Consider the following 13,307-nt stretch of genomic DNA (forward strand, 5'->3'; position numbering starts at 1 on the left):
GAACTAGACTATAAACAACTGTCTATCAATTTGTTTTAAGTGGACACTAGTGAATTGATATAACTTATCTGCTCCTTCTTTTTTGCAAACTCGGGTTAAATATTTATAAAAAAGTTGTGTTATGCAAGTTATAAGTATTTATATAGTAAAAGTAATAGGTTTTAAGAGTTGGGTTTAATATATGGTTTTTAAATAATTTCATTCCTCATCTAACCTTTGTGAGTTTGTTTTGAATATAAATCTAATGATAAATATTTTATATTAGTAAAACTTACAATTTTAGAGTAAATATTTTGGTTGTTATGGCTTACCAAATCCAACAATAAGAAATTCTAGCTATTTGTTATGCAAGAGTAAAGTTAGTATAGGTTGAAGTGTAGGTTTATTTTTTTAAATCATTTCAGGAAAACCTTAACTGTTAGTTTGTTTGTTATCTTTTTACCGTAAATCACATACTGTTTTTAGACAATTTTTTGTAATATTGTATGTTCTAGTCTTAACATTTTTTTATGAAAATAAAGTTACTTCTACTTATATGTAGTGTTAATATATATTCTTTTAGTCTTTTTGCTAATGAAAAGGATTCTTTATCTTTAAAAAATAATAATCCCAAAGTAGAAGAACAAAATACTTCTAAATTTGTTCATTTTTCTGAATTAGATAAAAAATTTCCAATTCAAAAGTTGGTTAATAAAATTACTTCACCAGAATTCACTTTTTCTAATATTCGAAACGAATTTCCAGTTACTGCCACTAGTGTAAATGACTCTAGATCTGAAGCAAAAGCTGGTTTTAAAGAAATAGATAGTACAGGTCGATGGATTTCATCATTTAGAAATGAAGACATTCAAGTATTACCAGTAGGAATTAAGCATAAACTTAATGAAGTTGAATATCAGTTAGGATTTACCAAAGCAAAATTTACAAAAGAGTATACAGAACTTACTGTTTTTGTGAAAATTATCTTACCACAATCAGACGAGCAAGGATTACCAATAGAGCTTTTTTTTGGAGCAAATAATGTTAAGCTTTCTCATCAGGGAGGTATTATAGGAGAGGCTAATTTAGTATTGTTAGGAGATATTTTTATACCATTTAATGGTGGCAATTGGTTATTAATACTTAAAGGAGGCTTTGATTATAAAACAGGAGATACACAAAACAGAACTTTTGTTACTATTAATTGCGACGGGGTAAAAGAAATGGGGATTGAAGGAGAGGTGCAGTTTTCCAGAAATATGATTTTACCAGTCGATGAGTTGGGGCAACCATTACCAGAAACGGTAACCTATAAAGGATCGCTCAAGGATCCTATTCAAATACCTAATAGAGTATCAGGAGCATTTAGAGCAATAGCATCCGACTGGAATGATCTGATTGTAGAAATCAGCCTTTCCCCTTTTGTTCTGGCTGGGCAGGAAGATAAATTTATGTTTTCGGTTAATCAGGCAGTATTTGATTTTAGTGATCTTAGAACAGAAAATGTAAACTTTCCACAATATTATTATGACGAAGGGTTGTTATTACCAAATGCAGACACCTGGCGGGGAGTTTATGTAGAATCTCTTCAGGTAGGATTACCAGAACAATTTAAAACAACGGAAAGTATACCTAATAAAGAACGGGTATCTTTTCAGGCAGCTAATCTATTAATAGATAATTATGGGGTTTCCGGATATTTTTCTACAAAAAATCTGATACCATTAGAATCAGGAAGAACTTCAGAATCCAAAGGATGGGCATATTCTGTAGATGAAATAGCTATAGAACTAGCAGCAAATCGATTGGTTGGAGCAGGTTTTCAAGGAAGATTATTACTTCCTATGTCAAATCTTAAAACTACAAACGAAGAAGGGAAATTGGGACTAGGATATGTAGGCATTATCTCTGAAGATGAGTATTCACTTACAGTTTCAACCTTAGATACGATTAGTTTCGATGTCTTTAAAGCAAAAGCACAACTATTACCAAACTCTGGAGTACAACTTGCAGTTCGGGATGGTAATTTTCAACCTAAAGCTGTTCTTAATGGAAGAATGGCAATTTCTGCCAGTCAGAAAGATTCTATGGAACGAGAAGGAGAAGAATACACTGTAGGAGAAGGAGAAGATAAAAAAGAAAAAACGGTAGAATTTAAAGGAATAGAATTTCAAAATCTGGTTTTGCAAACAGAATCTCCAATTATAAAAGTAGATTATTTTGGATATAAAGATGAAGTCAAGCTTGCAAATTTTCCGGTTTCTATTGCAAATATTGGATTTAGATCAAATGATTATGAGGCAGGAATCGAATTTGATATTATGGTAAACCTTATGAAAAAAGGTTTTGCAGGAGGAGCAACTTTAAGTATAATAGGACAATATGAAGAGTACCAATACAGACAACGTTGGAAGTTTAAAAGAGTAGATTTATCCGCTATCGATTTAGATTCTGATCTGGGAGGTATGAAAATCAGAGGAAGTCTTCAGCTTATGGAAGATGATCCGGAATATGGAAATGGATTTTCTGCTGAAGTAGAAGCCGAATTCGGGAAGATAAAACCTATTACAGCCAAAGCAATCTTTGGTAAAAAAGATTTTAGATACTGGTATGTTGATGCTTCAGTTAAAGGATTAATGATACAAGCCGGACCAATTACTATTACAGGTTTTGCAGGAGGAGCATTTTATAAAATGACAAGAAGGCCTAATGGTAATATTACAGAATTTTCTCCTTCAGGGCTTTCCTATATTCCTAATAAGACTTCGAGTTTAGGAGTTAAAGCAATGATTTTTGGTTCTATAGGAAGTGAAACCGCGGTATCTATAGGTGCCGGTTTTGAAATAGAATTTAATACCAAAGGAGGTGTAAACCGACTAGGATTCTTTGGAGAAGCATCTATTATGAAAGCTTTTGATATACCAAACCCCACCGCAGAATTAACCAAAAAGCTCGAAGGTATGGTAGATAATGAACTCATGGAAAACGCTGTAACTAACAAAATCACTAAGAACTTTTTAGAAAAAGCAGATACAGAATATGAAGCAGAATTTAGTGCAGATGCTTCCATTAGTGCAAAATTAGGAATGGAGTTTGATTTTGTAAATAACTCCTTTCATGCCCAGCTGGATATTTTTGTTAATGTAGCAGGAGGAATTGTGCAAGGAAGAGCTTCTGGTGGTCGTGCAGGATGGGGGGTTATACATATTGCCCCGGATGAATGGTATATGCACATGGGGACTCCAACAGATCGATTAGGACTCAAAATGGGAGTAGGAGGCTTTTCTATAGAAACAGGAGGATATTTTATGATGGGAGATCGTATACCGGGTAGCCCGCCGCCACCTCCGGAAGTTGCAGAAATATTAGGCGTAGATGTGTCAGAATTAGATTATATGAGAGACCTAAATGCATTGGGTGAAGGTAAAGGATTTGCATTTGGTGCAGATTTCAAGATTGATACAGGAGATATGAATTTCCTAATTCTGTATGCACGTTTTCAGGCAGGAGTAGGATTTGATATTATGCTAAAAGATTATGGAGAAGCTCGATGTGTAGGGAGTAGTGAATCAATAGGAATAGATGGGTGGTATGCTAATGGGCAATCTTATGCATATCTTCAAGGAGAACTAGGAATAAACATTAAATTATTTTTTATAAGAAAGAAAATTCCGATCATAAAAGGAGGTGCCGCAGTACTTTTACAGGGTAAAGGACCTAATCCGTTTTGGTTCAGAGGATATGTAGGAGGATATTATAATCTTTTAGGAGGCTTGGTAAAAGGTAGTTTCAGGTTTAAGATGACCATTGGCAAAGAGTGTGAATTGGATAATGCTTCTCCGCTAGGAGGAATTAAAATGATTACAGACCTTACACCAAAAGATGGAGAAGGAGATATTGATGTTTTTGCAGCACCACAAGCAGCATTTGCCATGCGGGTGAATGAACCCATAGTCATTCCTGAGGATGACGGAGATAAAACTTATAAAGTGATTCTGGAACGATTCACTATCACAGATCAGGCAGGAAAAGAAATAGTGGGAGAATTAGAATGGGGGCAGATGAACGACCGTGCTACGTTAATATCCGAGGATATATTACCACCAGATACCAAATTAAAAGTTACGGTAGAAGTGAGTTTTCAGGAAAAAGTAAATGGTTCTTTTCAAACAATACTAGTAGATGGTAAAAAAGCAGTAGAAACAGAGGAACGCAATTTTACTACAGGAGGAGCGCCAGATCATATTCCTTTACATAACATACAATATTCATATCCGGTTGTAAATCAACAATTGTTTTACCCAGAGGAGTATAACAAGGGGTATATACAGTTACAACGAGGACAGGATTATTTATTTGATAATACACAATGGAAAAGTACAGTTAAATATGTAGAAGAAAGCGGTACAATTACAGAATCAGATTTTGGATATAATAATGCAGATAATAAGGTAATATATACGCTGCCAAAAGTTAAAAAAGATTCAAAATATATAATGGCTATCGTGAGCTCTCCTAAGGGAGCAGGACGCTCTCGTAATGATCAGAGCGCATCAAAAACGACAAGCTATGACGAAGATAATTCTGTCGAAATACGTAAAAATAATGCAGAAAATATTGTAAAAGACGGAGAAATAGATCGTTTAACATACGAGTTTAAATCAAGTGCATATAATACATTTAAAGATAAAGTAAAAAGTATAAGAATTAATGAAGATGGATGGGGTAAAATAAATTCGACAGTAATTTATCTAACATCTAAAATTAAATATAATGAAGGCTTTGATTTGGTAGAATTAGTAGGAAGCAAATATTCGAATAATAAAGCCCTGGTAGAAGTAGAATCTGACTTGCAAGATGCCTATTTTACAAAAGATATTGATCCTATAGTATATCAAAAATATACACAAGGAAGTAAATATAGTATACGTAGAGATCCTTCTATATTGGGGTATAAACCCAAACGAGCTTTACCATTATTAAGCAGTTATCTTACTAGCTTAGAAAATAATGTAGATTTAGATTGGAGAGCAACGAGATTTCCGTTTCGTTACAATCTACCTACAGAGTATTATTTAGATTATTTAGATATAAGAGATAGGGTCATTAATGATTATACCAAGGGATTGTTACCAGAAACATCTCCTTATTTAAGTATTGTAGGAGAGGAATACATGTTTATGCGAACAGGAAAATATACTATTAAATTACAATATTATCTTCCTGGTAGTATAAAAGGAACTTCTGCAAGCTATACTTATAAAAATCCTATCTTATTAAGAAACCTGTAAAGATTAGATACATATATTAATGATAGTAACCATTCTAAATAAAGTTCATTTTAGACATCTACATAAGAGTATAGTAGTATTGTTTTTTAGTATACTGTCCCTTGCAGGGTATAGTCAGGAAAATGTTTCAGAACATAATATAAAAGTTCTGGGCAGAGTACAGGAAGACAAAATTCTTTTAAGATGGGCACCTACTACTGCGGTTTCTTGGCTGCGTACCAATAAATATGGATATACGATAGAAAGATATACAGTTTTTCGTAAAGGAGTGTTATTAAACCCTCCGGAGAAGAAGATAATTACAACATCATTAATTCCATTACCATTAGAAAAATGGAAAGACAAAGTAGAAAATAATGATTATGCTGCTATTATAGCACAGGCATTATATGGAGAAAGTTTCGATGTAGAGCAACAGCAAGGCGGATTAGCTCAAATTATCAATACATCCAAAGAAATTGAACAGCGTTTTTCGTTTGCATTGTTTGCATCCGATTTAAATTTTGAAGCAGCAAAAATGGCAGCATTAGGATATGAAGATACAGATGTAAAAACAGATGAAGAATATTTTTATAAAATTATATCTAATGTACCAACAGAATTAATAGCAATAGAACCAGGTCTTATTACCGTAAAAATGATCCCTCCGGATCCTTTACCAAAACCGATAGATCTTGTAGCGGTTCCTGAGGATAAAAGTATATTATTAACCTGGGAGTATGCAATGTTTAAACCAATTTACAATGCCTACTTTGTAGAAAGATCAGAAGATGGAAATAATTTTAAAAGATTGGGAGATACCCCTTTGGTAAACCTTAATGATAAACCCGAGACTCCTGCCAGAAGAATGTTTTATGTAGACACGATAGCTCAAAATAATAAAACATATTATTATAGAGTGATAGGAGTTTCTTCTTTTGGAGAAGAAGGGCAACCTTCAGAAATTGTTTCTGCGCAAGGTGTTAAAAAATTATCTTCTGTTCCTCATATTTCCAAACATGAATTTGATATTTCGGGTAATGTTGTGATTACATGGGATTTTGCAAAATCTGCAGAAACAGAAATTACCGGATTTGAATTAAACTGGGCAGCTCAGGAAAAAGGACCATATAAAACAGTAAAAACCGGCATTTCTTCTAATACCAGAAAAGTAGTATATTCAGAACCAGAGCCATCAAACTATTTTAGGGTAGCAGCAATAGGAAAAAATAATCAAAAAACGTCTTCTCTTACCGCATTTGTACAAACCATAGATTCTATACCGCCAACAGCACCTACAGGAGTAAGTGGCGTAATAGATAGCCTGGGGGTAGTAAAACTAAATTGGGAAGCCAACAAAGAGAAAGATCTATTAGGGTACCGAATTTTTAGGGGAAATCTTAAAAATGAAGAGGTTTCACAACTTACCGTTTCTCCGGTTTTACGAACTACTTTTATAGATACGGTGCAGGTTGCATCCTTAAATAGTAAAGTCTACTACCAAATTGTAGCTGTAGACCAACGTTTTAATATGTCAGAATTTTCAGAAAAGCTAACTTTAGAAAAACCAGATATAATTCCTCCTTCCTCTCCTATATTTGCTGGATATTCGGTAAAAAACGATGGTGTGTTGTTAAAATGGATTAATAGTAGTAGTGAGGATGTAATTGCTCACCAATTGTACAGACAAGAGGTAAAAGAGGCTGATAAAGGCTGGGCTTTAGTTTTTAAAACGGATACAGTTACCAGTTTTGTAGATCAAAAACTAAAGCCAGATACCAAATATAGATATGCGATTTTTGCAGAGGACAAAAGTGCGTTACGTTCTATTCCTTCTACACCGATAACTGTAACCAGTCAAAAAACTTCGGACAAAGAACTTATAAAAGGATTTTCTGCAATAGCAGATAGAATAAACAAACAAATAGTAATTACTTGGAGAAAAATGCCCGAGGAAGTTATAGAAATTTTGATTTATAAATCTAAAAAAGAAGGAAAACCTGTATTATGGAAACAAATACCGGCATCCATATCCAAATTGGTGGATTCGTCGGTTTCTCCAAATAATACATACATATATCAGTTAAAAGTAGTAACACGCAGTGGGGGAAGTACTGCGATACAAAAAGAAGAAATAATCTTTTAGGGTATGAAAAATTATAGTTTTATAATCTTTATGTTTATCTGCTGTACCGCTTTTGGGCAAGGAACAGATATACATATAAAGGATTTTCACTACATGGTTAATGGAGATGAAAATATTTGTGAAAATGAAATAAAATTTACCGCGGTATTTGCCAATGGAGGCGGAGAAAAATTATTTTTTGAGCATTATGACTATCGCGAAGGCAATCACTATAGAGAGGATATCACGTATTCTTTTGATAAGATTGTAGAAAAAATAAAAGTATATGTGTATACCAGAGAACGCCGGGATGGCAGAAGTTGTAGTAGCGGAAGAGGAAGTAGGATAACCCAGGATGAAACTATTGTTATAAATATGGACCCTTGTGATAATAATAGTTATAATGTATATCGAAGGAATGGTGGAGATTTTGAAGTAGAACATCGTTTAAAATTTACATGGGAAGCCACTCCAAGGTTGCTAATCTTACAACGTGTTGGGTCGGATGTTGCCGGGTACGAAGATGATTTTGAAGCAACAGCAACTGCCGGGTTTAACACATCGGTATATAGATGGCAGTACCAGATTACTGCTATAGGACAGTTTCCTAATATTTACAGTTGGAGAGATATACCTGGAGTAGCACGAAATAGAAATCTGAAAGTACGTCCGGAATCTTTTTTACCAAAATCCGATATAGGTAAAGAGATACATATAAGAACTTATTCCTGCTATGCTGCCAATCCTCCTTCCTCGATTTCTTATAAGTTAAGACGATCGGCACCCCATATAATAAATAGTGAAACTAAAGATGTAAGTTGTTATGATTCGAGGGATGAAAATGGAAATTCTGATGGTTCTTTAACCTTAACTTTTGATAGGGATTTAGAGCCGGGAGACAATTTTAACATTTCGGTAGTGGATTTATCAAAACCATTAACCGGAAATGCGTATGATCAAGTTCGACCATTTAGTAATATTACATTTAATTCTTCCAGACAAGTGGTATTGGATGGTTTACCGGCTAGTAGCTCTTCTGGATTTAGAATAGATATTATAGGAGGAGGATATAATGGAGTACCGTATTTTACAGAGGGTACAGATCACACACTTACTTTTTTTATCAACAGGCCACCTCCGGTTGCATTTGTAGGAGAACCCAATGCCGATACCAATAAAGTTAATGTTTGGTGTATAGGGGGTAGTGATGGAACTATTCGGTTAGAGGCCAGAGGTGGAGTAGAGGGATATCATTATCTGATAAGAAATATAAAGGATTCCTGGAAGGATGATTGGTTACCTTTTTCTAACCAGTTTACACATACTATTACAGGATTATCAAAAGGTACATACGAGATAAAATTGCAGGATGCCAATACGTGTATAGCCAAAAAACAGGTAGATATAGGAGGAGGAGAGATTAGACTGGGAGAAGAAATTATAAAACAAGTAATAATAGAAGAACCTGAGACTTCTCTATCTGCAACTATCGAGTTGGTAAATGAACCAAGGGCAAATGGATTTAAAGATGGTAGGATTCTGGCAGTTATCAAAGGCGGAACAAGCTACCCGGATCAAACGTATGATTACGAATGGAGAGATGGGGATAATAATATAGTGACAACTGCAACCGAATATTTTAATGCAGATGGCAATTATGTAGCATTACTACACAGTATTGGCAAAGGAGAATACAAGATTATAGTTAAAGATGCAAATTACAGTCCTGCAACAGATAAAGAAGGCTGTACTATTACAAGCAATACTTATACTTTAAAAGAACCTGAACCTCTACGGGCAACCATCGATATTCATTTTCCGATCTCTTGTCATATAGAAAACGAGTATAATAATGGTATCGATTTTAATGTTCCGTTAGGAATACCGGATCAGTTTCAGGATGGAGCTTTAATAGCAACGGTAACCGGAGGAGTCCCGTTCGAAGGTTCTATTGCAGAGACAGGAGAGTGCAGAGCTAATTTTGAAACCTACTGCTACAGGTGGAAAAAATTAGTAAACGGAAACTGGGTGGATTTACCAGTGAATGATAATGTAATTTATCATCAAAGTGTAGGAACTTATGCATTAAATGTGGAAGACAAAAATGGGATAGAACTGGGCACGTATGAAGAATTTATAGATACAGATGGTTCTAGAGAATATAGATTGATAGAAGCTTTGGATGAGACAAAATATCTGCCACAACCCGATAAGCTGCAAATCTCGTTTACAAACACTGTGGTAACCTGCCTAAGCGGAAACGATGCAGAAGCTACTGCTATCGTTACTGGCGGAACGCCACCTTATACCTATGCGTGGAGTAATGGAGAACAAACGGCAAGTATCAAGAATCTAACAGGAGGAATTTATCTGGTTTATGTTACAGATGCCAAAGGATGTCGCATAGAAGACAGTGTAAAGATAGAACAGCCTAATGGGTTAGAAATTAAAACAATTGCTGCAATATCGCCAACCTGTTTTCAGGGAAATGATGGACAAATACAAGTAGAGATTATAGGAGGAACACCACCTTATACTGCTATATGGAATACAGGGAGCACCTCGGCCAGTATATATAATTTATCTTCAGGTAGCTACAAAATAGAAGTGATAGATAGTAATGGATGTAAAACTTTTTTAGAAGAAAAACTGGTAGATCCACAACCGATCCTTGTGCAAATGGAAAAAGAACGTTCGCTCTGTGATGGGCAATCCCTCGTGCTGGATATCCGTATTGAGGACCCGGGAGCTTCTTACAGCTGGTCGGGGAATAATGGTTTTACAGGTTCTGGCAGTACTGTAGAAATTATAGAAGCAGGACAATATACAGCTACTATAACCAGTAGCCGGGGCTGTATAGGAACTGGCAAAATAGAAGTAAAGGTTTTTGATACCCAGATAGATGCAGATTTTTTGATTACTACTCAGGCATATAATAACCAGGAGATAATATTAGTAAATGTTAGTGAACCAAAAGGAGAAACAGTAGAGTGGACCATTCCCGAAGGAGTAGAAGTAGTATCCAAAAGCGATGAAAAACTAGTGCTCAAGTTTGAAGAGGCAGGACCTTATGATATCAATTTAAGATCTATTCAAGGGGATTGTTACCAGGACTTTACAAAAACTATTTTGGTGCAGCCAGCAATAGAAACTCCGGAAGGTTTTAATTCTCAGGGAGACTTTATAGAAGAGTTTATTATCTATCCTAATCCTAACGGAGGTACTTTTAAAACTAAAGTAACCCTGGCAGAAAATGCAAACATAAATTTAAAAATAATGAATTTGATTTCTGGAGCGATAATGCATGAACGGTCTGAAAAAGACAATTTGGACTTTCTTCTAGAATATTCGTTATCCTTGCCATCAGGAGTATATTTAATTTTGTTAGAAACCCCAAAAGGCACAGCAATGCGTAAGGTGGTGTTTGAGTAGAGGAATTTGTGAGATGGAGATAAGAAACAGAGAATCTAAGATGCAGAGGAGCAGAGATACAAAGGTCCAAAGAATCTAATGTGCAGAGGAGCAGAGATTCAAAGAAGCAGAGAAAAACTTAGCCTCTTTGAAACTTTGAAATTAAAAGATCAGATAGTAATGAGCACATTTAGAGATTTAAAAATTTGGGAGAAAGCAATGGATATTGTAACAAAAGTGTATAGAGATACAAATGATTTTCCAAAAGAGGAAGTGTATGGGTTGACTTCTCAAATAAGAAGAGCGTGTGTTTCTATACCGAGTAATATTGCAGAAGGATATGGTAGAAAAGGTAAAAAAGAATATATAAGATTTTTGAATATTGCTATGAGCTCTTTATTCGAAGGACAAACGCAATTAGAGATTTCAAAAAATTTAAAATATATAAGCGAAGATAAATTTGAAACTATGTATGAAGAAACAAGAGAATTAGAACGTATGCTATCCAGTTATAACAGAAAAGTAGAAAGTTCCATATAATGGAAAAATCTCAAACATCTGTGCGTCTAAGATTCTTTGCATCTTTGAGTCTTTAAACAAAAAAAATGAATAAAATAATTTACATATTAATTTCACTAGTACTTCTGTCAGGTTGCGCCAAAGAAGAAGCAGTACCTGTGATAGTGGATTTTGATTTTGAAGTATTTAATAATGATTATTCCATACCTGTACAAGTTGTGTTTTTTAATAGAACCGAAGGAGGAGAAGAATACGAATGGACTTTTGAAGGTGGAGTGCCATCCAGATCTGTAAACCGTAATCCCGGGGTGATACAATACGATACCAAAGGCACCTATACGATACAGCTTTTTTCGACCAATCAGGATGGGGAACAAGACAGTAAAGAAATTCAGATTCAAATCGATGATCCTGTGATAGTGGATTTTAAGGTTACAAATCAGACAGATAATTTTGCACCCGCTGCCTACACTTTTCAAAATACATCCTCTGGGGCAAGTACATATTTATGGACTTTTGAAGGAGGAACTCCTGCTACTTCTATAGAAAAAGAACCAGGAGAAGTTGTATTTACGGATCCAGGCGAACACACAATCGTATTAGAAATTAGTAACGGTAGGGAAACCTATGCCAAACAGCACATCATTACCGTAGCTCCTTTTTTAGTTTCGGATTTTGAATACACAATAGCTTTTGATGATGATGATTTTCAGGTTCCTGCAAAAGTAAAGTTTATTAATAATTCGATTAGCGCAACAACATACGATTGGAGCTTTGAAGGAACATCTGTGTTTAGTTCTCAAGAAAAAGATCCCGAAGTAGTGTTTACGCAACTGGGAACTCAAAGGGTTTTATTAACAGTTTCTAATGGGAAACAAACAAAGACCAGCAGTAAAGAGATTACATTTTTTAGCAATACTAATCTTAGAGAACTAAAAGATATAAAATTAGGAATCAATACTGCACATAATGCAAACACAGTAGGAAGTTTTTATAGTATTGCCAAACGGAAAGGGTATACTTCAGAAGAAATCACCCCCGAAGTTGGATCACAAATTGATCTAGTATTTTTTGGGTTAAACCAAGCTTTTACCCTTAATCGTTTTACCAGCCCGGATACAATGTCGGGAACTACTTTTGAAGAGTTGCAAAACCCTAAAAACACTATTTTTATAAATTCTCTGGAGCTATGTGGCTGCTCTGCTTCTATGACATCAGCACAATTCGATGCATTACAAAACGATTCTGTATTTAGAAATATGGTAATAGAAGAAACCTCCGGCGGATTACAGGGATTCGATGATACTAAAAAACCAAGAATTATATTATTTAAAACTAAAGAAGGAAAGAAAGGAGCGATTAAAATTAAAGATTTTGTAGCAGATGGTCCAAACTCCTATATTTTAGTAGATATTAAAGTACAAAAAGAAACCCTTTAATAAGTATATTAGCATAAAATAAAAACATAAAAAAACAAGTTAACAATAATTAATTAATCAATTTTAAATTTAACAGTAAAGCAATGAAAAATTTTTTTTTACTTACTCTGGTAACCTTTATTTCTTTAACAACAGCTAACTGTAATAAAGATGACGATAAAGATGCAGAAACTCCTTTAACCGGTGCAACCTGGAAGATTACCAAACTTGAAATAGATGGAAAAGACAGTACCAGTACATTAAATAAATGTGATCTAATGGATACGTATCTATTTACGGATGATGGTAAATTTACTTTTACATCTCACGAATTACAGGTTTCTGGTGATTGTTCTACCGGTACATCATCCGGAAAGTGGGTAGCCGATAATTCTGTGGCAGGAAGCAGAAGATTTAATGTTACTTTTAATGGGGATGAAAAAAGTACTCTATTTATTATTGAAGGTACTGTGCTTCGTGAGGATTTTATCGAAGGTCCTAATAATGAAGGTTTAAAAAAGACCTATACTTATTATTATTCGAGACAATAAACAGAAAGAAACAAACAGGTTGTTTATATTATTA

The 13,307-nt window shown here is 34.6% G+C and carries 6 protein-coding genes; all 6 read left to right on the plus strand.

Annotated features, from left to right (window positions below):
- Positions 1 to 509: 509 nt before the first annotated feature.
- Positions 510 to 5,270 (plus strand): hypothetical protein, encoded by a 4,761-nt coding sequence (locus tag ACZIYX_RS20025; protein WP_462684034.1) that lies wholly within the window; start codon positions 510 to 512, stop codon positions 5,268 to 5,270.
- A 19-nt stretch (positions 5,271 to 5,289) separates the two neighbouring features.
- Entirely contained in the window at positions 5,290 to 7,395 is a 2,106-nt protein-coding gene (locus ACZIYX_RS20030; protein ID WP_462684035.1) for a fibronectin type III domain-containing protein, read from the plus strand.
- 3 nt (positions 7,396 to 7,398) lie between these two features.
- Positions 7,399 to 10,806 (plus strand): T9SS type A sorting domain-containing protein, encoded by a 3,408-nt coding sequence (locus tag ACZIYX_RS20035; protein WP_462684036.1) that lies wholly within the window; start codon positions 7,399 to 7,401, stop codon positions 10,804 to 10,806.
- 159 nt (positions 10,807 to 10,965) lie between these two features.
- The gene (locus ACZIYX_RS20040) at positions 10,966 to 11,325 is read left to right on the plus strand and encodes a four helix bundle protein (protein ID WP_462684037.1); all 360 of its coding nucleotides are present in this window, start codon (positions 10,966 to 10,968) and stop codon (positions 11,323 to 11,325) included.
- A 65-nt stretch (positions 11,326 to 11,390) separates the two neighbouring features.
- Positions 11,391 to 12,743 (plus strand): PKD domain-containing protein, encoded by a 1,353-nt coding sequence (locus ACZIYX_RS20045; RefSeq protein WP_462684038.1) that lies wholly within the window; start codon positions 11,391 to 11,393, stop codon positions 12,741 to 12,743.
- 83 nt (positions 12,744 to 12,826) lie between these two features.
- Positions 12,827 to 13,273: a lipocalin family protein gene (locus ACZIYX_RS20050; protein WP_462684039.1), complete on the plus strand. Its 447-nt coding sequence runs from the start codon at positions 12,827 to 12,829 to the stop codon at positions 13,271 to 13,273.
- Positions 13,274 to 13,307 lie beyond the last annotated feature (34 nt).

The sequence above is a fragment of the Aquimarina sp. genome (assembly GCF_977115655.1).